The organism is Brevibacterium yomogidense (genome assembly GCF_016107685.1).
Taxonomy (GTDB): Bacteria; Actinomycetota; Actinomycetes; order Actinomycetales; family Brevibacteriaceae; genus Brevibacterium; species Brevibacterium yomogidense.
On sequence record NZ_JABASY010000003.1, the window covers coordinates 210,226 to 234,135 of the forward strand.

At 69.1% G+C, this 23,910-nt stretch carries 21 protein-coding genes; 9 read left to right on the forward strand and 12 right to left on the reverse strand.

Annotation, left to right across the window (positions count from 1 at the left end; translation table 11 throughout):
- Window positions 1-88: 88 nt before the first annotated feature.
- The 3 genes from JFC09_RS09415 to JFC09_RS09425 all read left to right on the forward strand — a co-directional run bounded on the left by JFC09_RS09415 (window position 89) and on the right by JFC09_RS09425 (window position 4,540).
- The gene (locus JFC09_RS09415; protein WP_232483384.1) at window positions 89-1,003 is read left to right on the forward strand and encodes an ABC transporter ATP-binding protein; all 915 of its coding nucleotides are present in this window, start codon (window positions 89-91) and stop codon (window positions 1,001-1,003) included.
- The gene (locus JFC09_RS09420) at window positions 1,000-3,561 is read left to right on the forward strand and encodes an FtsX-like permease family protein (RefSeq protein ID WP_198393762.1); all 2,562 of its coding nucleotides are present in this window, start codon (window positions 1,000-1,002) and stop codon (window positions 3,559-3,561) included. The genes JFC09_RS09415 and JFC09_RS09420 overlap by 4 nt, the downstream gene beginning before the upstream one ends.
- A gap of 64 nt (window positions 3,562-3,625) precedes the next feature.
- The gene (locus JFC09_RS09425) at window positions 3,626-4,540 is read left to right on the forward strand and encodes a LysR family transcriptional regulator (protein ID WP_198393763.1); all 915 of its coding nucleotides are present in this window, start codon (window positions 3,626-3,628) and stop codon (window positions 4,538-4,540) included.
- Window positions 4,541-4,560: 20 nt separating this feature from the next.
- On the opposite strand, the gene JFC09_RS09430 is transcribed toward JFC09_RS09425, so the two are convergent.
- The 7 genes from JFC09_RS09430 to JFC09_RS09460 all read right to left on the reverse strand — a co-directional run bounded on the left by JFC09_RS09430 (window position 4,561) and on the right by JFC09_RS09460 (window position 11,752).
- Window positions 4,561-5,700: a CaiB/BaiF CoA transferase family protein gene (locus JFC09_RS09430; protein ID WP_198393764.1), complete on the reverse strand. Its 1,140-nt coding sequence runs from the start codon at window positions 5,698-5,700 to the stop codon at window positions 4,561-4,563.
- On the reverse strand, window positions 5,697-6,455 hold the full coding sequence (locus JFC09_RS09435) for an enoyl-CoA hydratase/isomerase family protein (RefSeq protein ID WP_198393765.1): 759 nt from the start codon (window positions 6,453-6,455) through the stop codon (window positions 5,697-5,699). The genes JFC09_RS09430 and JFC09_RS09435 overlap by 4 nt, the downstream gene beginning before the upstream one ends.
- Window positions 6,456-6,599: 144 nt before the next feature.
- Window positions 6,600-6,845, reverse strand: a complete 246-nt coding sequence (locus tag JFC09_RS09440; protein ID WP_198393766.1) for a hypothetical protein — start codon at window positions 6,843-6,845, stop codon at window positions 6,600-6,602.
- A 10-nt stretch (window positions 6,846-6,855) separates the two neighbouring features.
- A complete protein-coding gene (locus JFC09_RS09445) occupies window positions 6,856-8,160 on the reverse strand; it encodes a GNAT family N-acetyltransferase (protein WP_198393767.1) in 1,305 nt (434 codons plus the stop codon).
- Between the two features lie 115 nt (window positions 8,161-8,275).
- Entirely contained in the window at window positions 8,276-9,304 is a 1,029-nt protein-coding gene (gene ilvC, locus JFC09_RS09450) for a ketol-acid reductoisomerase (RefSeq protein WP_198393768.1), read from the reverse strand.
- 184 nt (window positions 9,305-9,488) lie between these two features.
- On the reverse strand, window positions 9,489-9,995 hold the full coding sequence (gene ilvN, locus JFC09_RS09455; RefSeq protein ID WP_198393769.1) for an acetolactate synthase small subunit: 507 nt from the start codon (window positions 9,993-9,995) through the stop codon (window positions 9,489-9,491).
- Complete coding sequence (locus tag JFC09_RS09460) at window positions 9,992-11,752, reverse strand: acetolactate synthase large subunit (protein WP_232483442.1); 1,761 nt, start codon at window positions 11,750-11,752, stop codon at window positions 9,992-9,994. Before JFC09_RS09460 ends, ilvN begins: the two co-directional genes overlap by 4 nt.
- A gap of 581 nt (window positions 11,753-12,333) precedes the next feature.
- Between JFC09_RS09460 and JFC09_RS09465 the strand changes: the two genes are divergently transcribed.
- Both JFC09_RS09465 and JFC09_RS09470 read left to right on the forward strand, forming a co-directional pair.
- Window positions 12,334-14,076 (forward strand): ABC transporter ATP-binding protein, encoded by a 1,743-nt coding sequence (locus tag JFC09_RS09465; protein ID WP_198393770.1) that lies wholly within the window; start codon window positions 12,334-12,336, stop codon window positions 14,074-14,076.
- Window positions 14,073-15,989, forward strand: a complete 1,917-nt coding sequence (locus JFC09_RS09470) for an ABC transporter ATP-binding protein (RefSeq protein ID WP_198393771.1) — start codon at window positions 14,073-14,075, stop codon at window positions 15,987-15,989. The genes JFC09_RS09465 and JFC09_RS09470 overlap by 4 nt, the downstream gene beginning before the upstream one ends.
- Window positions 15,990-16,010: 21 nt before the next feature.
- Here JFC09_RS09470 and JFC09_RS09475 read toward each other — a convergent pair whose 3' ends face one another.
- Window positions 16,011-16,460: a MarR family winged helix-turn-helix transcriptional regulator gene (locus tag JFC09_RS09475; protein WP_332839720.1), complete on the reverse strand. Its 450-nt coding sequence runs from the start codon at window positions 16,458-16,460 to the stop codon at window positions 16,011-16,013.
- Window positions 16,461-16,631: 171 nt separating this feature from the next.
- Between JFC09_RS09475 and JFC09_RS09480 the strand changes: the two genes are divergently transcribed.
- From JFC09_RS09480 to JFC09_RS09495, 4 genes are all read left to right on the forward strand, one after another.
- Complete coding sequence (locus JFC09_RS09480) at window positions 16,632-16,958, forward strand: hypothetical protein (protein ID WP_198393772.1); 327 nt, start codon at window positions 16,632-16,634, stop codon at window positions 16,956-16,958.
- A 97-nt stretch (window positions 16,959-17,055) separates the two neighbouring features.
- Complete coding sequence (locus JFC09_RS09485) at window positions 17,056-18,315, forward strand: NAD(P)/FAD-dependent oxidoreductase (RefSeq protein ID WP_198393773.1); 1,260 nt, start codon at window positions 17,056-17,058, stop codon at window positions 18,313-18,315.
- 119 nt (window positions 18,316-18,434) lie between these two features.
- A complete protein-coding gene (locus tag JFC09_RS09490) occupies window positions 18,435-18,707 on the forward strand; it encodes a helix-turn-helix transcriptional regulator (protein WP_232483386.1) in 273 nt (90 codons plus the stop codon).
- Window positions 18,704-19,264, forward strand: coding sequence for a hypothetical protein (locus tag JFC09_RS09495; RefSeq protein ID WP_198393774.1), 561 nt, complete (start codon window positions 18,704-18,706; stop codon window positions 19,262-19,264). The genes JFC09_RS09490 and JFC09_RS09495 overlap by 4 nt, the downstream gene beginning before the upstream one ends.
- Window positions 19,265-19,447: 183 nt before the next feature.
- Here the strand turns inward: JFC09_RS09495 and ilvD are convergent, their stop codons facing one another.
- The 4 genes from ilvD to JFC09_RS09515 all read right to left on the reverse strand — a co-directional run bounded on the left by ilvD (window position 19,448) and on the right by JFC09_RS09515 (window position 23,851).
- Window positions 19,448-21,190, reverse strand: a complete 1,743-nt coding sequence (ilvD, locus tag JFC09_RS09500) for a dihydroxy-acid dehydratase (RefSeq protein WP_198393775.1) — start codon at window positions 21,188-21,190, stop codon at window positions 19,448-19,450.
- Between the two features lie 210 nt (window positions 21,191-21,400).
- Window positions 21,401-22,405 carry a 2-hydroxyacid dehydrogenase gene (locus JFC09_RS09505; RefSeq protein ID WP_198393776.1) on the reverse strand — a complete coding sequence of 335 codons (1,005 nt, stop codon included), beginning with the start codon at window positions 22,403-22,405 and terminating at the stop codon, window positions 21,401-21,403.
- A gap of 43 nt (window positions 22,406-22,448) precedes the next feature.
- The gene (locus JFC09_RS09510; protein ID WP_198393777.1) at window positions 22,449-22,985 is read right to left on the reverse strand and encodes a MarR family winged helix-turn-helix transcriptional regulator; all 537 of its coding nucleotides are present in this window, start codon (window positions 22,983-22,985) and stop codon (window positions 22,449-22,451) included.
- A 50-nt stretch (window positions 22,986-23,035) separates the two neighbouring features.
- The gene (locus tag JFC09_RS09515) at window positions 23,036-23,851 is read right to left on the reverse strand and encodes a CE1759 family FMN reductase (protein WP_198393778.1); all 816 of its coding nucleotides are present in this window, start codon (window positions 23,849-23,851) and stop codon (window positions 23,036-23,038) included.
- Between the last annotated feature and the right edge of the window lie 59 nt (window positions 23,852-23,910).

Sequence of the window (23,910 nt, forward strand, 5' to 3'; positions counted from 1 at the left end):
ACACGAGCCCCCGGCTATGCTCCTCGTCACTCCACAGACCATCCCGTGGTCCGATGTGCGAAGTCTTCTCAACCACCAGGCTGGAAGCATGCACACACCAGATCAGTCACGCGCAGTCTCTCCCGCTCCTCCGGTCGCCCCCACCGCTCCGGCTGGGCCCACCCCTCCTGTCGCAGGACCGGCGCACCGCGAACCGGCGATTCCCGAACCCGCGATCCGCGCGATCCGTCTCGTGAAGACCTACGGCGAGGGCGATGCGCGCGTCCGCCCGCTGGACGGCCTCACGATCGACATCGCCGCCAGCCGCTTCACGGCGATCATGGGGCCGTCCGGCTCCGGGAAATCCACCCTTCTCAACATGCTCGCCGGCCTCGACACCCCCGATTCCGGTGAGGTGATCCTGGGCGGCACACCGATCACCGGGCTCAAGGACGCACAGCTCACCGCGCTGCGGCGCGACCGGATCGGCTTCGTGTTCCAGGCCTTCAACCTCGTGCCCGCCATGACGGCGGAGGAGAACATTGTCCTGCCCTCACAGCTGGCCGGTCGCCGCGTCGACCGCCGGTTCTTCCGGCGGATCGTCGATCTTCTGGGCCTCACGGACCGCCTCCGGCACCGCCCCCACGAGCTGTCCGGCGGGCAGCAGCAGCGCGTCGCTGTCGCCCGCGCCCTCGTCGCGAGCCCGGACGTCATCGTCGCGGACGAGCCGACGGGCAACCTCGACTCCGCGAGCGGTGAGGAGGTGCTGGGGCTGCTGCGGGCCTCGGTCGACGAGTTCGGCCAGACCGTCGTCATGGTGACGCACGACCCGCAGGCCGCGGCCCGGGCGGACCGTGTGCTCATGCTGGCCGACGGCAGGCTCGCCGGGGAGCTCCACTCCCCCACCGCCGAGGCCGTCGCCACCGCCCTCACCCAGGTCACCGCACGCGCGACCGGGGCCCAGGCGCCCTCGGCGGGCGCGCACTCCGCTCCCGCCGGTGCACACGGTGGAGGTGCACGATGATCCGCATCGCCCTGTCGAACCTGCGCAGCGCGTCCGGCCGGCTCGTCGCCGCCGGCATCGCCGTCGCCGTGTCCGTCGCGTTCATGGTCGCGGCTCTGCTCTTCTCGCAGGGATTCGGCGACACCCTGGCGAACCAGGTCCGAGCCTCCTGGGAGGGGGCCGATGTCGCCGTCCTCGTGGACGACCCCGAAGACCCGTCGGAGATGCTCGACCCGTCCGAGGTCCTCACCGGCGACCTCGTTGACGACGTCGCCGCGGTGAACGGCGTCGCACACGCGCACCTCGAGGAATCCGGGTATGCGCTGGCGAGCGCGGGCGCGTCCGATGTCTCCGCCTCGCTCACCGGTCTGCCTGCCGACGGGGAGGAGCCGGTCGACGGGGGTCTGCCTGAGTCCGCGGACGAACTCGCACTGCCCGTCGCGGACGCGGAGGCTCTGGGAGTGGGCGTGGGCGACACCGTGACGCTCGAGGGCTTCGCGGAGACCAGCGGCGCCGGAACGGAGTACACCGTCTCCGGTCTGCTGCCGGGAGCCTCGCCCTTCGGACTCACCCTCCACTTCACGGAGGAAGGGCTGGAGTCCGCCCCCTCGGAGATCACGCCCGAGGCGATCCGCATCCGTGCCTCGGACGGCGTGGACCGCGCGGACCTCGCCGCAGCCGTGAGCGATGCGCTCACACAGGATGGCACCGGAGCCGAGGCCGCGCAGGTGGACGTCCGCACCGTCGACGAGGTCGTGGACGAGCAGGTCGACGAGCTGTCCGGGTCGACCGACATGCTCGCGACCATCGGGATCGCGTTCGGGCTGCTGTCCGTGGGTGTGGCCTCCCTCGTCATCTCCAACACCTTCCAGGTGCTCGTCGCCTCCCGCGCTCGCGTGCTCGCCCTCTACCGCGCCGTCGGTGCGACCGCACGGCAGCTGCGGGGTGCGACCCTGCTCGAAGGGCTCGCGCTGGGCATCGCGGGAGCGGCCGCCGGTGTGGCGCTGGGGCTGCTCATCGGATGGGGTCTCTTCGCCCTCGTCCGCGCACTCTGGATGCCGGACTTCGCGCAGATCTCCCCCACTCCTTCGGCACTGCTCGTCGGGCCCCTGGTCGGGATCGTCGTCACGGTCGTCGCCGGCATGGTGCCCGCGTTCAAGGCGGGCGGCGTGTCACCCGTCGAAGCGCTGCGCCCCGCCGACGTCGCACCGGCCCGGTCGCGCTTCCCGTGGGTCCGCGCGATCGTGGGCGGTGTGCTGGGCGCCGGTGGCGTCGCACTCTGCCTGCTGGCCACGACCACCCATTCCGTGGTCGTCGGCATCCTCGGCTGCTTCGTCCTCTTCATCGCAGTGCTCCTCGCGGCGCGCGCCTTCGTCCCGCCGCTCATCGGTGCGATGGGCAGGGGGTTGTCCGCACTCTTCGGCCGCTCGACGCCGATCCTGCTGGCGGGTCGTTCGGCAAGCTCCGCTCCCGGACGCACGTCCTCGACCACCGCAGCGCTGCTCATCGGCGTGACACTCGTGTCCGCGGTGCTCGTGGGCGCCGCGAGCGTCCAGCGCACCGTCGAACTGGCCACTGCAGGCGACACCCCGATCGACCTCGTCGTCGACGGTGCGGGAGATCGCATCGACACGGTGCTTGACGACTCGTCCATCATCGACGACCGCAGCGCCGTCCCCGCAGCACGCGCGGAGGTGACGGTCGCAGAGGACGCGACCGGGACCTCGGGCTCGGAAGACGGCACTGAGACGGGACCGCTGAGCGGGAGCCTCACCCTCGCGAGTGCGGACGACGCGGACGAGGCAGTGGTCCGCAGCGACGGGTTCGCGGTGGTACCCGGAACGATCCGCCTGGCACCCCGCGAACTGGGCGGCGAAGGGCTCACAGACGACTACGACGGGCGGGAGGCGACCGTCACCGTGGGCGACGAGACCTTCACGTTCACCCTCGACGGATCGCCGAACGTACCGGCGGGCACCGCACTGGTGAGCGGTGAGGACGCCGCGCGGATCCAAGCCGCCGCCGGTGGGGACGCAGCAGAGCAGACGTGGGTGCGCATCGCGGACGACGCGTCCACACCGCAGATCGAATCCGTGGCCTCCCAGCTGGGCGCGCAGGACCTCACCGTCGACGCGAGCCCCGCACTCCAGCGGGCCGAGTATGCGAGCGTCTTCCAGGTGGCCATCGCGATCGTGCTGGGACTGCTGGCTGCCGCCGTCGTCATCGCGGTGATCGGCGTGAGCAACACGCTCACCCTGTCCGTCATCGACAGGAGGCGGGAAGGTGCACTGCTGCGGGCGCTCGGATTCAGCCGGGGCGCGCTGGGCCGCATGATCACCGTCGAGTCGCTGCTCATGACGGTCGTCGCACTGGTGGTCGGCCTGGGGCTGGGCACGTTCTACGGCTGGGTGGGCACGGCCTCCCTCGTGGGTGAGCTGTCGACACCCACCCTGTCCGTGCCGGCGCTGCCGCTGACGCTCATCGCGGTCGCCGCCGTCATCGCCGCGGTGCTCGCCTCCGCACTGCCCGCGCGGACCATGTCCCGCATCGTCCCCGCGGAGGGCATGAGCCAGGAGTGAGGGCGGTGGGGGCCTGCGTGCGGCAGGATAGGGGCATGTGCGGGCGAACGGGCGGGAGCGGACGATGACGGGTGAGAGCGGCCCGAGCCTGCGGGACCTGGAGGTCTTCGCCGTGCTCGCTGCCTCGCCCACGATCACGGAGGCGGCGATCGCGCTCCACCTGTCCCAGTCTCAGTTGAGCCGGATCCTCGGCGGGCTCGAACGGCGGATGGACGTCGTGCTGTTCGACCGCTCCACCGCGGGGCTGCGTCTCACCGCTGAAGGCCGCGAGTTCGCCCGGACCGCGGAGGCAATCGGTGAGGCGTACACCCGGGAGATGCGGGCATTCACCAGTCGCGTCGCCGGGGAAGCGGGTGAGGTCCGCGTGTCCGTCCTGCCGTCGATGGCGTTCGAGCACATGGCGACCTGGACCAACCGGTTCCGGTCCCGCCACCCGCAGGCCACGCTCACCGCGACGGACGACATCTCCGGCAGCGGGATCGCCGCAGTGATGAGTGGCGACGCGGACGTGGCGATCTCCGCTGCGCGCATGCGTCTGCCCACCGGTGAGGCGCGCCCGCTGTTCACCGAGGCCCGCGGCGTGCGGATGCTGCCGCTGCTCACGGAGAGGTTCCACCTGGTCGCGCCCGCGGATGCGCCGCTTCCTGCAGAGCCGTCGTGGGAGTTCGCCCTCTCACACCTGAGTGTGGGCTTCACGGAGTCCACGAGCGTGCAGCGCAGCCTCACGGCCATCGCAGCGGCGGAAGACGTCGACTACCTCCCCGAAACACTCACGAACAGCCCCCTCACCATCGCGGGCCTGGTCGAAGCGGGACTGGGCTGGTCGATAGTCCCCGCGTCCAACCTGCGCCTCATGCAGGTGAGACAGCTGCGGACGGCGGAGCTGCCCGGCTACGAAAGAGTCGTCTGCATCGTCGTGCCGGAGGCCGACGCCGCACCGCTCGCGCAGCACTTCGTCGACACCCTCCTCGAGGGCTGACGCGGCTGCGGGTGCTCCGCTCAGCGGTCGCGCCACTCCGGGTCGTCCGCACCCAGCGCAGGTGCCGGACGGTACTCCATCACCGGTGTGCCGCCGAACGTGACAGGGAACTTCACCGCCTTGACGTCCTCGCGACCGGTGAGCGGCTGCAGCAGTCCGCGTTCGGCGGCGAAGGGGTCGTCGAGCACCTCCTGGAGGTCGTTGACCGGTGACCCTGGGACACCCGTGGCCTTGAGGACCGCATCGAGCTCGTCCCGTGGGATCCGCCGGGTCCGCTCCTCGATCGCGTCGATGAGCGCAGTGCGGTGTGCCACCCGATCATCGTTCGTCGCGAAGCGCGGGTCCGCAGACAGGTCGTCGAGGCCCATCGCGGTGCAGAACCGCAGCCAGTGGCCGTCGTTGCCGCAGCCCAGCATGTAGTCGCCGTCCGCCGTCGCGATCGTCTGGTAGGGGGCGAGCGCCGGGTTGCCCACACCCATGGGCTTGGGCGCCTCACCCGTGCCCAGGACGGACAGCGCCCAGTTGTTCATGATCCCGAACTGGGCGTCGAACATCGCGACATCCAGGTACTGGCCCTCCCCCGTCCGCTCCCGGTGGAAGAGGGCGGTGAGGAGACCCACCGACGAGTAGAGGCCCGTGGAGATGTCTGCGATCGACGGGCCGATCTTCACGACCTCGCCGGCCTCCGTGCCTGTCATAGACATGAGTCCGGTCTCCGCCTGCATGACGATGTCGTAAGCGGGCCAGGTGGCGCGCGACCCTTCCCTCCCGTATCCGGAGACCGACAGGTAGATGAGCCGCGGGTTGATGGCGGCGAGGGTCGCGTAATCGACACCCAGGCGCTCGGTCACCCCGGTGCGGAAGCTCTCCGTCACCACGTCGGCATCACGGACCAGGCGGTAGAGGACCTCACGGTCCTCCGGATCCTTGAGGTCGAGCGCGATCGACCGCTTGTTCCGGTTCACCGCTTGGAAGTAGCAGCTGTCACCGGCGTACGTGGGCGGGGTGAAGCGCCGGGATTCGTCGCCGCTGCCGGGCTGTTCGACCTTGAGGACGTCCGCCCCCAGATCGGCCAGCACATGGCCGGCGAAAGGGCCGGCCAGAGTCCGGGCCAGCTCGAGGACCCGCACCCCGGCGAGCGCGCCCGCTGGTGCCGTCACCGCGCTCCCGTCGCGTCGGCACCTGCACGCTCGTCACGCGCGACGAGCGCCTTCCGGGCGAACGCGAGCGCGAACTCCTTGCGGCTGTCGGCGATCGCCGTCTGCTCATGCGTGTTGCGCCACGTGCGGAAGAGGCGCTTCTGCTGCGCGATGACCGCGCGGTCCGACTCCATCGTGTCCCGCAGGTAGCCCAGTGCCGTCTCCTCCACATCTGCCGGGTCGACCACGGCATTGAGGAACCCGCACCGGTCCATGTCCTGCGCGCTGAAGCGGTTGGCGGTCATGATCAGTTCCGTGGCCTTCGTCCACCCCATGACCCGCCAGAGGTTCGCCGCGTCGAGGACGGAGGGGATGCCGATGCGGACCTCCGGCATCGAATACCAGGAATCGTGAGCGCCCACGCGGTAGTCGGCCGCAGAGGCGATCTCGACGGCACCGCCCACGCAGTACCCGCGCATGGCGACGGCGACGGGCAGGTCGCAGTTCTTCACCGCTTCGCAGACGGCACCCAGGTGCGTGATCGTCTCGTACGCGCGCTCTGCGTCGTCGTGCTCGAACTGTGCCGTGTCCATCCCCGCGGAGAAGCCCCGGTCGCCCTTCGCCGTGAGGAGGACCGCACGCAGCGATTCATCCGCGGACGCAGCGGTGAAGGCGTCGATGAGCTCCGTGAACATCTGCGCGGTCAGGCTGTTCGCCTTCGCCTCGTTGTCGATCGTGAGAGTGAGGATGCCGCCGTCGCGGGACTGAGAGAGCACAGGTGTACCTTTCGAAGAGAACGTGGTTTCACTCTCAGAGTGCCACGTCTCCATGCATGCCGCACCGCAGACCTCGGGTCACTCCATGCATCTCACGCATAGGAGCGGCTGGCCCCAGCGGTTCAGTCCCGTCCTTGCCAACGGTCAGCCCCGTGGGCGCCTGCAGCGTCGTGCACACGACGCGGGGTTCGGCAGCATGTCGCTGTCCGCCCCGGACAGGTCGATGGCTGTGCGGCAGTCGTCGGTCACCGGCAGCATCGGCGCAGAGCATTCGGCGTTCGTCGACGCAGTCGTGCGGAGCCCGCACGACTGCAGGTGCGATTCGTCTCCCCGCTGCAGCAGGGGCCACGCGCGGATGCAGCGGGCGCTCGCGATCGTGTTGATCACCATCGCCGCCACCTCAGAAATCGTTCGGCGCGTAGGGGGCACGCTCCAGCGCCAGAAGCCCGCGCGCTCGGATCGCCGCATCGTCGGATCTCTTCGTGATCCTTCCGGCGCGTGCGAGCACGACCGGATCAGCCCCACCCAGGTACAGCGAGCCGAGTTCCGGCACACCCAGCAGCAGGTCAGCGCTCCGGCCTTCAGCGGAATCCACGGAATCCGCGATCTTCTCGACCGTGCCGTTCTCACCGTCCGTGCGCAGGCGGAAGACACCCTCCGCGTAGTCCATGTCGTCCCGGACCGCGAACGTGAGCTCACCCGCGAGTGTGTACGGACGCGCTTCGAACGCCTTCTTCACGTCGAGGATGCGCAGCCACATGCCGTCGCTCTGGGCGATGACCCGCACGCGCCGGGGGTCGGTCAGCAGCCACGGCAGCGGCGACTCCTGGGCGGCATAGCCGAACTGCACGCGCTCCACGAGGTCCACTGCGCCCAGGAACGACCAGAGCGACGCGTAGGCCGCATCGCTCACGGCGATGAGGTCCAGCACCTCGAGCGTCGCGGGCTTCACGTCCCACCCGGCGAAGCGGTAGCTCACGTACCCGTCCGGGTGGCCGTCCTCGTCGTAGTGGAGGGCCGCGCGTGTCCCGAGGTCCTCTTCGTCGGTCGTGAGGTTGAGGTCGCCGGAAGCCACATCGACATACACGCGCTGGCGGCCTGCCGCCCCCGGTGACATCCTCTGGAACCTGTCGTACAGCTCAGGTCCCAGGTCGCGCAGGACGCGGGGATCCGCCATCTCCACACGCCTGTCCGGCTCCACCGCCATGGTGAAGCCTGCACGGGTGTCGACTTCGACCTCGTTGTACCAGGTGGCCGCACCGAAGCCGAACCTGCGGTAGATGCTGCCCTCCGTCACGGTGAGCGCTGCGAAGGGATACCCGGACTCCGCGGCCTTCGCCAGGTTCGCCGTCATCATGCTGCGCAGCAGCCCACGCCTGCGGTGGGTGGGACGGACCGTCACCCACGTGATGAGGTGCGCGGGGAGGAGGCGGCCGCTGCCCACGTTCACGGTCTTCTCGAAGTGGGCGAACGTCGCCACGGGGATCTCCGGCGGCAGAGCGGACTGAGGCGCCTGATCCGCGTACACGGACGTGAACACGCGCTCGTCCGCGATCGCTCTCTGTGTGCGCTTGAGGAGCTTCTCCCCCTCGACGCGCTTGTCGTGGAACCCCGCGCGCACTGCCTGCATGTACGCCGTCGTACGTGCGTCGGGAACGCCGTTCTCCAGGGCCGGTTCAAATGTCTCGAAGCGGTATTCGGTCACGCGCCCAGCCTATAGCACCATGACACCGCTCACGGAGACACGACACCTCACAAGGGAGCACGACGAAGGGCGGGGGACGAGCCGTGCTCGTCACCCGCCCTTCACACCAGTCGGATCAGCGCGCTGCGGTGCCCTCGACGTAGTCGTCGTCGGAGTCCTTGAGCCACGCGAACATCTTGCGCAGCTCACGGCCCGTCGCCTCGATCGGGTGCTTCTCTTCCTTCGCGCGCAGTTCGTTGAACTCCGGCGCGCCTGCGGCCTGGTCGTCCATGAAGCGCTTCGCGAACTTCCCGTTCTGGATGTCGTCCAGGACGGCCTTCATGTTGTCCTTGACCTCCGGCGTGATGACGCGGGGGCCGGAGACGTAGTCGCCGTATTCCGCCGTGTCGGAGCAGGACCAGCGCTGCTTCGCGATGCCGCCCTCGACCATGAGGTCGACGATGAGCTTGAGCTCGTGCAGGACCTCGAAGTACGCGACCTCCGGCTGGTAGCCGGCTTCCGTGAGGACCTCGAAGCCGTACTGGACGAGGTGCGAGGCACCGCCGCACAGCACTGCCTGCTCACCGAACAGGTCGGTCTCCGTCTCCTCCGTGAAGGTGGTCTTGATGCCGCCGGCGCGCAGGCCGCCGATCGCCTTCGCGTAGCCCAGAGCCGTGTCCCACGCAGAGCCGGACGCGTCGACCTCGACGGCGACGAGCACCGGCACACCGCGGCCGTCGACGTACTCACGACGCACGACGTGGCCGGGACCCTTGGGCGCGACCATGACGACGTCGACGCCTTCCGGCGCCTCGATGTAGCCGTAGCGGATGTTGAAGCCGTGGATGAAGACGAGCGTCTTGCCCTCGGCCAGGCTGTCCTTGACGGACTCGTTGAAGATCTGCGCCTGGACCTGGTCCGGAGCGGCGATCGTGATGACGTCGGCCCACTGGGCGACCTCGGCCGGAGTGCCGACCGTGAGGCCTTCCGCTTCAGCCTTGTCGCGGCTCTTCGAGCCCTCCTTGAGGCCGATGCGGACCTCCACACCGGAGTCGCGCAGGCTCAGCGAGTGTGCGTGGCCCTGCGAGCCGTAGCCGATGACGGCGACCTTCTTGCCCTGGAGGACGGAGAGGTCTGCATCATCGTCGTAGAAGCGCTCTGCCATGGGATTTCTCCTTCTCGAAAGGTGGGATGCGGTTACCCGCGTCCCAGAGTAGTACGGGCCTCGACGGCCCGGAACCTTGTCTCAGATCCGCTCCCTGCGGGGGAACGGAGCCCCACCGCCGCCGAGGTGCCGGTCACCCGTGAGGGCGACCGCCGCCTCGGCGGGGGAAGGGTGTGTGCCTCACTCAGCGGCCGGCGCGGTCCGTCATCGACTTGGGCCCGCGCCCGATCGCGAGCGTGCCGGACTGGACGATCTCCTTGATGCCGAACGGCTCCAGCACCCGATGGAGGGCGTCGACCTTGTCCTGCTCGCCGGTCGCCTCGATGCTCACGGCGTCGACCGCCACGTCGACGATGCGGGCGTCGAACATCTCGACGACGGACGCGACCTGCACACGGACCGCGGCGTCGGCACGGACCTTGAAGATCATGTGGGCGCGACGGACCGAGGTCTCCGGCTCCAGCTCCACGATCTTGATGACGTTGATGAGCTTGTTGAGCTGCTTCGTCACCTGCTCCAGCGGGGTGTCCTCGACGTCCACGACGACGGTGATGCGGGAGAGGCCCTCGAGCTCCGTCGTGCCCACGGCCAGCGAGTGGATGTTGAAGCCGCGGCGGGCGATGAGCCCCGTGAAGCGGGTGAGCACACCCGGCTTGTCCTCGACGAGGACGGACAGCGTGTGGCGGCTCATGCCTCTTCACCTTCCTCGAGTTCCCCGGAGAAGTCCGGGCGGATGTCACGCGCGTATTCGATCTGGTCGTTGCTGACGCCGGCGGCGACCATCGGCCACACCATCGCGTCTGCAGGGACCACGAAGTCGATGACGACGGGACGGTCGTTGATGTCCAGAGCACGCTGGACTGCTTCGTCGACGTCCTCGTTGCGGGTCACGCGGATGCCTTCGCAGCCGTACGCGTCCGCAAGCTTCACGAAGTCCGGCACGCGGACGGACTCGTGGCCCGTGTTGAGGTCGGAGTGCGAGTAGCGGCCGTCGTAGAACAGCGTCTGCCACTGGCGGACCATGCCGAGCGACGAGTTGTTGATGATCGCGACCTTGATCGGGATGTTGTTGATGACGCACGTGGCCAGTTCCTGATTGGTCATCTGGAAGCAGCCGTCGCCGTCGATCGCCCACACCTGCCGGTCGGGTTCGCCGACCTTCGCGCCCATGGCCGCCGGCACCGCGTACCCCATCGTGCCGAGCCCACCGGAGTTCAGCCACGACTGCGGCCGCTCGTACTCGACGAACTGCGCGGCCCACATCTGGTGCTGGCCCACACCTGCGGCGTACACGCCTTCCGGCCCGGTCAGAGCGGAGATCCGCTGGATGACGTACTGCGGATCGCACAGCCCGTCGGTGTTCGACTCGAAGCCCAGCGGGTAGCTCTTCTTCCAGCCGTTGGCCAGGCCCCACCACGTGGGGCGCTCGTCCTCCAGCGCTGCGGGGCAGTTCGTCCGCAGCTCCGTGAGGAGCGCGTCCATGACCTCTGCCGCGTCGCCCACGATCGGGACGTCCGCGACACGGTTCTTCCCGATCTCCGCCGGGTCGATGTCCGCGTGGATGACCTTGGCGGTCGGGGCGAAGGATTCGAGTTCGCCCGTGACACGGTCGTCGAACCGAGAACCGATCGCGATGAGCAGGTCGGATTTCTGGATCGCTGCGACCGCCGGCACGGTGCCGTGCATGCCGGGCATGCCCAGGTGCTGCGGGTGGGAATCGGGGAACGCTCCGCGTGCCATGAGGGTGGTGGTCACCGGGATGTTCGTCGCCTCCGCCAGGGCGAGGAGCTCCTTGTGGGCGCCCGAGCGGATGACGCCGCCGCCCACGTAGAACACCGGCTTCTTCGCGTCCGCGATGAGTGCGGCCGCTTCACGGATCTGCTTCGCGTGCGGGCGATTCACCGGACGGTAGCCGGGCAGGTCGAGTTCCTCATCCCACGTGAACTCGAGCTCCGCCTGCTGCGCGTCCTTCGTCACGTCGACCAGGACAGGACCGGGACGACCCGTGCTCGCGATGTGGAACGCGGAGCGGATCGCCTGCGGGATGTCCTGGGCGCGGGTGACGAGGAACGAGTGCTTCGTCGCGGGCATCGTCATGCCGACGATGTCCGCTTCCTGGAACGCGTCCGTGCCCAGCAGCTTCGACGACTGCTGACCCGTGATCGCGAGGAGGGGGACGGAATCCATGTGGGCGTCCATGATCGGGGTGACGAGGTTCGTCGCGCCCGGACCCGAGGTCGCCATGCAGACGCCCACACGACCGGTCGCCGCCGCGTACCCGGTCGCCGCGTGACCTGCGCCCTGCTCGTGGCGGACCAGCACGTGCTGGATGAGCTCCGAGTCGAGCAGCGGGTCGTACGTGGGGAGGATGGTGCCGCCGGGAAGGCCGAAGACGGTGTCGACGCCCAGCTTCTCGAGGGTGCGGATGATGGCCTGTGCGCCTGTCATCACCTCCGGCTGCGAGCGGACGCCGCGGATCGCGGCACCGCCCGGAGCGGGCACGGGACTGGGGGTGGGTGTGGTGACGCGGGGACTCTGCGCCTGTGCTGGGCCTGCCACGGTGGGCTCCTTCTAGTGATCGATTCCCTGATGGACGCCTTGAGCGGCGCCCTCATGTCCCGCCCTGCCTGTGCTCCTCACCCCGGGTGGGGTGTCTTGCACAAAAAAACGCCCTTCCGGTCTGGAAAGGGCGCGCGGGACGTCGTCAGTCGACAGCTACGGGGTCACCGCGCGCTGGGTAATGACGACGAGAAGGACGTTCATGGGTGAGATGTTACACAGGTGCGCGCAGCGGTGTCGAATCGCGGAGCAGCAAGTCTCACCCTGTGGGATGGGCGCCGCCGTAGAAGATGGTGGCAGCCGGCACGGCGGACGACCCCACGCTCGGTCTCCTCGATGAGAACAGGTCCGGGATCGAATACGTCGTCTACTCCTTCGACTCACCCACACGTCAACACTGCACTGCGCCGAGCGAGAGGCACAGAGCCCCTCTCCTCACAGCTCAGCCACCGGCATAGGATTGGGGCACCATGCGTGACCTCCTGAGATTCTGGCCTGACATCCGCCCGCGCGCATGGCGGTATGTGGTGAGCATCCTGCTGGCGCTGGTGTCCACCGGTGTCGGCCTCTTCATCCCCGTCCTCACCGGCCGTGCCGTCGATGGTCCGATCGCCCAGCGCGACGTCGCGGGCCTCGTCGCCGTCGTCCTGCTCGTCGTCGCCGTGGGGTTCGGTGAGTCGATCGCCCAGCTGGTCCGCCGCATGCTCACCGCCGGCATGACTGCGGACTGGGAGGTGCTGTGGCGCCGCCGCCTCTTCACGCACCTGCAGGACCTCGACATCGCGCATCATGACGAGTGGGATTCCGGCCAGATGCTCTCCCGCGCGACCAACGACCTCACGCAGCTGCGCCGCTTCACCGCGTTCGGGCTGCCGTTCCTCGTCATCACCCCGTGCCTGCTGGTGGTGGGCGGTGTGATCCTGTCGTTCATCCACCCCGTGTTCGTCGCGCTCCTCGTCCTCATGGCGATCCCGACGATGGTGGGAGTCGCGTGGTTCAACTCCCGCTACAAGCTCGCCGCCCGCGCCGCGCAGGACACGATGGGTGAGGTCTCCACCTCCGTCGAGGAGTCCGTGCAGGGCATCCGCGTCCTCCTGGCTTTCGGCCGCAGCCCGTGGGCGGCCGCCCGCTTCCACGCGATCGTCGAACGCCTGCGCGCACACGAACTGGAGAAGGTCCGTCTGGACGCCTGGCTGTTCGGTGCGATCATGCTGCTGCCGCAGCTGGCACTCGTCGCCTTCGCCGCCGTGGGCGCATGGGGTGTCGTCGCGGGCTGGGCGACGATCGGCCAGACCGTCGCCGCGATCACCCTCATGATGTACCTGCGCATGCCGATCGAGATGTTCGGCTTCCTGCTGGCCGACGCCCTCATGGCCGCCACCGCCGCGACCCGCTACTGGGAGCTCATGGACCGGCGTCCGCGCATCACTGACTCAGGGCTCCCTGACCACGCGCCGCGCGACCCGTCCCCCGGCGTCCTCGAGTTCGACGAGGTCGTCTTCCAGCACGAGGATGCGGCGACACCGCTGCTCACGGGCGTCTCGCTTCGGATCGAGCGGGGCGAGACCGTCGCGCTCGTCGGGACTACCGGCAGCGGGAAGACCGCGACGGCGGCCCTGGTCCCCCGCCTCTTCGACGTGACTCGCGGGGCGGTCCGCGTCGACGGGCACGACGTCCGGGACCTGTCACTGGCCGACCTCCGGTCCCGGATCGGGGTCGCGTTCGAGGAGCCCATCCTCTTCTCCGCCACCGTCCGCGACAATGTCGCGATGGGCACGCACGCGGTCGACGGGTCCGCCGCGATCGACGACGACCGCGTGTGGGAGGCGCTCGAGGTGGCACAGGCCGCTGACTTCGTGCGCGCCCTGCCCGATCGCCTCGACACGGAGGTCGGTGAGCAGGGACTGTCCCTGTCCGGAGGGCAGCGGCAGCGGATCGCCCTGGCCCGGGCGGTCGCGGGACATCCGCGCTTCCTGGTGCTCGACGACCCGCTGTCCGCCGTCGACGTGGAGACGGAGGACCGCGTCCAGTACGGACTGCGGCGCGTGCTCGCCGCGACGACCGCACTCATCGTCGCCCACCGACCGTCCACGGCGGCGCTGGCCGACCGCGTCGCCGTCATGGACGCCGGCCGCATCGTCGCGGTGGGCGGGCACGAGGAACTGCTCGCCACCTCGGCGGTCTACCGGGAGCTCATGGGGGCGACGGTATGACCGACACGACCTCGACCACAGACTCCCGCACCGCGCGGCGCAGCCCGCACGAAACGGACACACTGCCGCCGGACATCGCCCAGCGGGCCCGCCGGCTGCTGGTCGACCTGGCGCGGCCGGAGCGCAAGGGCTACATCGCCCTGGCGTTCCTGCTGCTGGCGTTCGGGATCGGCAACGCGATCGGACCGGCATTCATCGCGCAGGCGATGGACCAGGGCATCCCCGCAGCGATCGACGGCGACACCGCAGCGCTGGCCGTCCCCCTCATCGTGTTCCTCCTGGTGACGATCCTGACCGGCGTCGCTGACTTCTTCGGCACCCGGATGACGGGAACGCTGGCTCAGCGGCTCATGGTCGCGCTGCGCAAGCGTCTCTTCGGGCACGTGCAGAAGCTCGGGATCTCGTACCACGAGCGGTCGACGTCCGGTCGGCTGGTCGCCCGGCAGACGTCCGACATGGAGAACATCCAGGTGTTCCTCACCGGGTCGCTGCAGGAGATGGCGATCGGGCTCACCGCGATGGGCGCGATCGCTGTGACGCTCATCGTCATGGACGTCCGGCTGGCGATCGTCGTGTTCCTGGGCTTCATCCCGCTGCTCGCGGTGTCGATCGCCTCGAACCGGGCGCAGCGGCGCAACCAGAGGCGGACCCGAACGGCGATCGCGAAGGTCATCGTCCACATCGTGGAGACCCTGGGCGGCATCCGCGCCGTCCAGTCGTTCCGCCGCGAGGACGCGAACATCCGCCACATCGTCCACGAGGACTCCGAGTACCGCAACGCGACCGCCGCGAGCCTCCGCAACGTCGCGTGGTTCGCCGCCAGCACCCGCCTCATCGGCAACCTGTCGATGGCGGCGGTGCTGCTGGTGGGCGGCTGGCTGGTCATCGGCGACACCCTGCAGATCGGGATGCTCACCGCGTTCCTCCTGTACGTGCGTCGCTTCTACGGCCCGCTCGACGAGCTGGTCCAGGCCGTCACCATGTACCAGTCCGCGTCCGCCGCCCTGGAGAAGATCACGGCCGTCCTGGACGCCGCACCCGAGGTCGTCGAACCCACCAGCCCCACTCCCCTGCCTGCCCGGGGCGGCTTCCGAGGAGAGGGCGAACCGGGCCGTCTCCCCGAGGGGGGCGACGGTCACCGGCCGGCGACGTCGGGAGATGACCGGGACCTCGGCGGCGGTCGCCTGGTCGAATTCGACGACGTCGAGTTCGCCTACGGCGACGGGGTCCCCGTGCTGCCGCGGTTCGATCTCACGATCCCGGCCGGCCAGACCGTCGCGCTGGTGGGCGCCACGGGCGCCGGCAAGTCGACCCTCGTGAAGCTGCTCACCCGGTTCTACGACCCGACCGCCGGCCGCGTGCGCCTGGACGGCGTGGATCTGCGGGACGTCGCGGATGCGGACCTGCGCGCGGCCGCCGTCATGGTGACGCAGGAGTCCTACCTGTTCGGCGGGTCGATCGCGGAGAACATCCGCATCGGACGGCCGGACGCGTCGGACGAGGACGTGCGGGTGGCCGCACACGCGGTGGGGCTCACCCCGTTCATCGAGCAGATGCCGGACGGCTTCGCCACCGACGTGCGCAAGCGCGGCGGACGCCTGTCGTCGGGACAGCGCCAGCTCGTGAGCTTCGCACGCGCGTTCCTCGCAGACCCGGACGTGCTGGTCCTCGACGAGGCGACCGCCCACCTCGACATCCCCTCGGAGCGGCAGGTGCAGGAGGCGCTGGCGACCGTGCTGGAAGGCCGGACCGCGGTCATCATCGCCCACCGGCTGTCCACCGTGGAGATCGCGGACCGGGTGCTTGTCATGGAGGCCGGCCGGATCATCGAGGACGGCGCGCCGGGGGTGCTCATCGACTCCGGTGGGCGGTTCGCCCGGCTGCACAGCGCGTGGGAGGACTCCCGCGCGTAGGGGGCGGGCGCCCATGTGCTGTCAGTCTTCGGAGCTGCGCTCGACGCGTTCGATGAGCGCATGGAGGGTGTCGCGCAGGGACGCGAGCTCCTCGATGTCCATCTCGAGGTTCGCGAGGATGGCACCGGGGATCGGCTTCGCGCGCTCCCGCAGCGCCCGGCCCGCGACCGTGAGGCCGACGAGGCGGATCCGCTCATCCTCCGGTGCGGCGACGCGCGTGATGTAGCCCGCCTTCTCCAGTCGGGTGAGCAGCGGCGACAGTGTGGCGGGCTCCAGGCGGACGACCCGCGCCAAGTCGCCCTGACGGCGCGGCTCCTCTTCCCACAGCGCGAGCATCACGAGATACTGCGGGTGGGTGATCCCCAGGGGGGCGAGGAGGGGCCCGTACATGCCCACCACGGATCGCGAGGCGACGGCGAGTGCGAAGCAGACCTGCTCGTCCAAGCGGAGGAGATCACGTTGGGAGTCCACGCGATGAGGCTACACCTCGCCCGCACCAGCCCCGGCACAGACACAAGCCGCATGATAAAATTAGTGCACAAACTAAAGCGGAGAACACACCGCTCGGAGTCCCTCGCAAAGCCGGCGCGACACACGGGACATCCAGACCCGCCACCTGCACGGCCGAGGAGATGTCACCCCATGTCACACGAGAAGAATCCTGGCCCCCTCACCCCTCACGGGACGGACGGACACGGCCCGGAGGAGCCTTCAGCCGAAGAGCCGTCTGCGGTCTTCGCCGAGGATGAGGACGACACTGCTGCGGATGCCCCTATGGAGAAGCCGCGCGGGGAGGACGGCTTCGGCCTCTGGTACCGCTTCTTCTTCCGGTTCCAATACCTGCTGCTGCACATCATCGGCCCGCCCCGACTGTCCCGCAGCATGGATCCCCGCACCCGCATGAAAGCCGACTACGACAGGCGCAAGGCACTGCGTCAGCAGTGGAAGGCGTCCCGGAGGGGAGCCTGATCCGCACCGCTCCCTGCGCACGCCCGTCCTGGAATGGGTTCCGGGGCGGGCTGTGTTGTTCCAGGACACGCGGCGACACCGAAGGAGTGTGGTCATAATGCAGATTGCAACAGCACCGGGCGCAGAGGCGCGGCCCGACACCGCAGGCACCGCTTTCGACTACGTGATCGTGGGGGCTGGGATCGCAGCAGCGTCCGCAGCGCGCTCCCTCCGACGCAATGACCCGGACGGCACGATCGCGATCCTGGGGCGGGAACCGGACGGTCCCTTCTACCGCCCCGACCTGTCCAAGACGCTGTGGGTGGACGAGTCCGCACAGCTGGACTCGGGGTGGCTGCTGGACGAGAATACAGGCGCGGAGTTGAGGACCGGGACCACGGTCACGGCGATCGATGCGGAAGCGAAGACGCTGACACTGTCGGACACGTCCACGGTCACTTACAGTCGCCTGCTTCTGGCGACGGGGTCGGAACCCCGGAACCTGGAGCTGCCGATGTCCGACCGCATCCTCTACTACCGGACGGTCGAGGACTACCGGCGGCTGCGCGCACTCGCCCGCCCCGGCAGCCGTGCGGTCGTGGTGGGCGGCGGCTACATCGGTGCGGAGATCGCCGCGGCGCTGGCGCAGAACTCCGTCGACGTCACCCTGCTCATGCGCGGCACGACGGTCCAGGGTCACATGTTCCCGCCGCGCCTGGCGGAGGAGGTGACGCAGACGTACCGCGATCGCGGAGTCACCGTCATCGGCGGTTCCGGTGCCTACGGGGTGAGCGACCACACGGACCACGTCATCGTCGCCGACGCGGACGGGGAGACCCACACCGCCGATGTCGTCGTCGTGGGCGTGGGCGTCATTCCCAACGACCAGGTCGCACAGCAGGCGGGGATCACGGTGGACGACGGGATCGTCGTCGACGAGCACCTGGCGACCAGTGCCGCGGACGTGTGGGCGGCGGGAGACGTCGCCCGCTACGATGATCCGCTGCTGGGCCGCCGCCGGGTGGAGCACGTCAACAATGCGAAGCGGATGGGCACGATCGCCGGGCGGAACATGGCCCGGTCCCGCACCGGGACCAAGGAGCAGGATCCCTACGCGTACACGCCGTTCTTCTGGTCGGACCTCTTCGACTACGGGTATGAGGCGGTGGGTGTCCTCGATGCGTCACTGGAGACGGTCGAGGACTTCACGGACGACCGCACCGCCGGTGTCGTGTACTACCTGGACGAGGGCGCCGTGCGCGGCGTGCTCCTGTGGAACGTGTGGGACTCCGTCGAGAAGGCCAAGCAGGTGATGGAGCAGTCGAAGACGGAACCGCTGGGAGCAGACGACCTCATCGGCCGGATCGCACTCGAGTGAAGCTGCGGCTCATCGCCACCCTGCCCTCGCGGCACTGAATGTTGAGTTTCCTTGACACGCCTGTGTTAAGTCTGTTTAACATGGACATGTCAAACATTCTTAACACGGGAAGGGTGGTCATGCCGGACTCACATCGCTCCCACCCGCACGGGACCGCCGCGCAATCGGTGGTCGCACCATCAGCGGAGGGCGCCTCCCCGATCCGCGCGCTGCGCAAGTCCGCCGGCCTCACGCAGGGTCAGTTGGGACAGCATGCGGGGGTCACGCGACAGACGATCGCCGCCATCGAGAAGGGCGACTACGCGCCCAGCGTCTACCTGGCACTGCGCATCGCGCAGCGCCTCGATTCCACCGTCGAACACCTCTTCCCTCTGGACAAGGAGCCGTCATGACCTCGAACAACAGCGGAGGACGCAGGAGCTTCGCCTCTATTGCCGACACCCTCGCAGGCATCAAGGACCCGTCCATGGGCGACGAACGCGAACGGGACATCATCCTGCGCGCCGGGACAGCGGCGATGACGGCGTCGATCTTCACGATCCAACTGCTGGGCGTCTTCCTCGCTCTGATCGGCGTGGGGCTGTGGTCCGGTGTCGTCGTGGTCGCAGCGGTGATTCCCAGCGGCGTCTACTCCTGGTACTGCAGGAGTTCCGGACTCGACACCCATCAGAGCTACTCCAAGATCGCGCCGCGACGCAGGAACGGGGCGATGGCGCTGGGATTCGTACTGGCGCTCGCCTGGATCGGCGCGGTTGCGTTCCACATGAGCACCGGATCTCCGATCATGGACGTGGGCATGGGCAGCGTGAAGGTCGGGGAGACCTCGACCGCCAGTGGCCTTGTGGTCGGCGGCATCGTAGGCGGCACGATCGGGGCGATCGTCCTCACCCGAAGCTCACGAGTGGGTGCCAAGCGCAGAGCCGCGGACGTCGAAGACGACGAGGACTGACACTGCCAGTCCCGGCGACGACCGCCCCAGAAGCGGGCGTCCCTGCGACGAAGGGCGATCCGACCGCTGCTGTGAACGCGGCCTCGGAGAAGCAGAGCGGGGGCCGCGGAACGATCGTTCCGCGGCCCCCGCTCTGCTGACCGGCAGTTCACACTGCCCACGCCGGTCGCATGACTCAGCAGCTCACACCGTGATGGCACCCACGGATGCCGACTGCACGAGCTTCGCGTACTTGCCCAGGACACCGTGCAGGCGCGGGTTCTCCGGGATCGTCCAGTCCTTGCGGCGCTCTGCGAGCTCCTCCTCCGGCACGTGGAGCTCGATCGTGCGGGCGGCGATGTCGATGCTGATCTTGTCGCCGTCACGCACGAGCGCGATCGGACCGCCGTCCACGGCCTCCGGTGCGACGTGGCCGATGCACAGGCCGGTCGACCCACCGGAGAATCGACCGTCCGTGATGAGGAGGACGTCCTTGCCGATGCCCGCGCCCTTGATGGCGCCGGTGATCGCGAGCATCTCGCGCATGCCCGGTCCACCCTTGGGGCCCTCGTAGCGGATGACGACGACGTCGCCCTTCTCGAGCTCACCGTTCAGCACCGCGTCCATCGCGGGCTGCTCGCGGTCGAACACGCGCGCCGTGCCGTCGAAGACGTCCGCGTCGAATCCGGCCGACTTGACGACTGCACCGCCCGGCGCCAGCGACCCCTTGAGCACCGTGAGGCCGCCCGTGGGGTGCAGCGGGTTGTCCATGGCGCGGAGGATCTTGCCGTCCGGGTCCGGCGGGTTGATCTTCGCGAGGTTCTCCTCGACGGTCTTGCCGGTGACCGTCATGCAGTCGCCGTGGAGCAGACCCGCGTCCAGCAGGGCACGCATGACGACGGGCACGCCGCCGATCTTGAAGACGTCGTTCATGACGTAGTCGCCGAAGGGCTTGACGTTGCCCAGATGGGGGACGCGGTCGCCGATCCGGTTGAAGTCGTCGAGGCTCAGGTCGACGCCCGCCTCGTACGCGATCGCCATCATGTGGAGCACCGCGTTCGTGGATCCGCCGAACGCCATCGTCACGGCGATCGCGTTCTCCAGCGACTCCTTCGTGATGATGTCCTTCGTCGTGATGCCGCGCTTCAACAGGTTGACGACCGCGTCACCGGACATGCGGGCGAACAGGTTGCGATTGCGGTGGATCGCAGGCGGTGCGGCGGAGCCGGGCAGGGACATGCCCATCGCCTCGGCCGCCGACGCCATGGTGTTCGCGGTGTACATGCCGCCGCAGGCGCCTTCGCCCGGGCAGACGGCGCGTTCGATCGCGTCGACGTCCGATTCGGTCATCGTGCCGGCACGGCAGGCACCCACGGCTTCGAAGGCGTCGATGAGGGTGACTTCCTTCTCCGTGCCGTCGGACAGCTTCGCGGTGCCGGGCATGATGGAGCCGTTGTAGAGGAAGACGCTGGACAGCTCCAGGCGGGCGGCCGCCATGAGCATGCCGGGGATCGACTTGTCGCAGCCGGCCAGCAGCACGGACCCGTCGAGGCGCTCAGCGCCGAACACGGTCTCCACGGAGTCGGCGATGACTTCGCGGGACACGAGTGAGTAGTGCATGCCCTCGTGGCCCATCGAGATGCCGTCGGACACGGAGACCGTCCCGAACTCCAGCGGGTAGCCGCCGGCGGAGTGGACACCTTCCTTGGCGAATCCGGCGAGCCGCTGCAGCGACAGGTTGCAGGGGGTGATCTCGTTCCAGGACGAGGCGACGCCGACCTGCGGCTTCTGCCAGTCGTCGTCACCCATCCCGACGGCCCGAAGCATGCCGCGGGCCGCTGCCCGCTCTATGCCGTCGGTGACGTCGCGGGAACGCGGCTTGATGTCGACGCCCGCGTCGGGCTGGGCGGTGGTCGAGGAGGTGGGCTGCGGATCCGTGTTACTCATGCCCGCATCTTAGGACCGCCGTCACACCCCGCTGTCACCGGCCCACATGGCGGACGGACCCACCGCCGCCGAGGTGCCGGTCACCGCAGAGGGCGACCGGCACCTCGGCGGCGGGGTGACACTGCGGCGGGCTCGTCACCAGCAGGGATGCCTCGCCCAGAGCACTGGCGGCGCGGGAGGAGGGCCACGCGATGCGGCTCTCCCTCTCGGTCAGTCCTCTGACACGTCCACGAGGTTGAGCAGCTCCTTGCCGATCTGGAGCCGGTACACCTGCTCGACCAGCAGATTCTCTATCCGGGGATGGAACGCGGAGGCGTTCCCTCCCACGTGCGGGGTGAGCAGCGTGTTCGGCGTCGACCACAGCGGGTGCTCCTTGGGCAGCGGCTCCGGGTCGGTGACGTCCAGCGCCGCCTGGAGACGGCCCGACTCCAGCTCTGCGACGAGGGCATCCGTGTCCACCACTCCCCCGCGCGCGACGTTCACGATGAGCGCCTTGTCCGGAAGCGCCGCGAGGAACTCCTTGTTCACGAGCTTCTCCGTGCGGTCGGTGAGCGGGGTGATGAGGACGACGACCTCGGCGGTCGGCAGGAGCTGAGGCAGCTCGTCGATGCCGTGGATGTGGCCACGGTCGTCATCGCGGGCGGTCGTCGCGACGCGTGTCTGCTCGACCTCGAACGGTGCGAAGCGGTCGAAGATGGCGTTGCCGATCCCTCCGGCACCGACGATGAGGACCTTCCGGTCCGCAAGCGACGGGCGCTGGCGGTGGTTCCAGTTGTGCTCCGTCATGTCGCGCGCCGCATCGTCGACACCGCGCAGACGCGCGAGCGTGAGCGCCACGGCGAGTTCCGCAGTCGCAGCCGCGTGGACACCCGAAGCGGTCGCCACCTGCACCTCCGGCCCGACCTTCCCGATGACCGCGTCGTAGCCGGTCGTCTGCAGCTGGACGAACTTGAGATTGGGCAGCTCGTGGAGCCGGTCGATCGTGGGGCCGTGGTCCGGGTACGGGAGGACGACGGCCTCGATCGCGGACTTGTTGAGGCCTCTCGACTGCTCCTCCGCGGACCACACGACGAAGTCCAGGCGGGACTGCTGGTGGTCGACGATGCGGGCGTCGACCTTCGAGCGCAGTTCCTGCGTCGGGAAGGCGACGGTCTTCACGAGTCCGGACGGGGGTGTCTGGGCACCCGCGGTGCCCGTGCGTGCTTCTTCGCTCATGCCCCCAGTCTGGCATGAGGGGCGGATTCTCCGGCAGGTGCTCTCACTGCTCGACCGCGGCGTGCATCTTCCCCATGATGCGGGCGAGCGCGTCGATGTCGTCCGCATCCAGCACCGCGTCGAAGAGCCGGTGGATCTGCTGCCGGTGGTCACGGCCGGCCGCGACGAGTGCGCCCGCCCCGTCATCCGTGAGGACGATGTTGTGGGCGCGCCTGTCGTCGGGGCACGGCTCCTTGAGCACCCAGCCGCGCTCGACGAGCACGCCGATCCTGTAGCTGAGCCGGGGCACGGAGAACACGATCCGTTCCGCGAGGACACTCATGGTGAGGGTGCGATCGGGTGCCTCCGCGAGGACCATGAGGAGGTTGTAGTCCGCGAGGTCCATGCCCGCGTCCCCCTTGAGCGCCGTCCCCAACTGGGCCATGACGCGCTGGGAGGTCTCGAAGTAGAGCCTCCACGCCTCCATCGTGCGGGCTTCCGCCAGCAGGTTGCGGGGCGGACCGCTCACACTGAGGCCGCTCACGCTCAGGCCGTCCATGCTCGGGCCGTTCACACCCTCCATCGTCCTCACCTCCCCCATGATTCTGTCAGCCTCCTTCGCACCCGGTGTTCCGCATCGGCCAGGTCGCTTCAGCCGCCCAGCAGGACCGAGAACGGGGTGACTGAATCCGGGTCGAACTCATCCCGCGTCCGCTCTTCTCGCGCCCGCTCCCCCAGGCCGTTCGGGGTGATCGCCGACCTCCCGGACTCGCGCGCCGGCCCCGCGTACGGGACGCCCGGGGCGGCGGGGGCGTCGGAGTCCGCGGCCGGCTCCGGGGACACTGCAGCGGAACCGGCTGCGGCCTCGGGCGCGGGGTCTTCTGCACCGCCCGGGGCGGCGTCGCTCGAGGAGCCGGCGGCGTTCGGGTTGAGGGCGAGCGCCAGCTCCGCGAGCTCGTCCGCGGCCTGCGTGATGCGGCGGTCCAGGCCGGCCTGCTCACCGCTGCCCCAGTCGTCAGTCGCTGCGAAGACGGAGGTGGGGAGCGCATACCCCTTGAGGTAGGCGATCATCGGCCGCAGCGTCGACTCCGCCGCCAGCGAGTGACGGGGCGTCCCGCCCGTCGTGCCCAGCAGCACCGGTGTGCCCGCGAGCGAGGCGTCGTCGACCAGCTGCCAGAACAGCGTGTGGATCCCCGCCGGCGCAGCCTTGTAGACCGGTGCCACCGTGATGACGGCCGACGCCCGCTTCACGGCGGCGAAGGCCTCGTCCAGTTCCGGCGCGGGGAACCCGGACACCGTGAGGTCGACGAGGGCCTTCGCCAGGTGCCGCACGTTGATGTGTGTCGTCGTGGCTTCCTCGCCGCGCCTGGCGAGCGCATCCTCCGCGGACCGCAGCATGCGATCCGCAAGGCGGCTGGTCGCGGAATCCTCGCTCAGTCCTGTCGACACTGCGACGATCTCGATCATGAGACTTCCTCTCCTCTCTTCCCGGGGTCAGCGGGTGTCGGTCATCCTCGGGTCGGTTC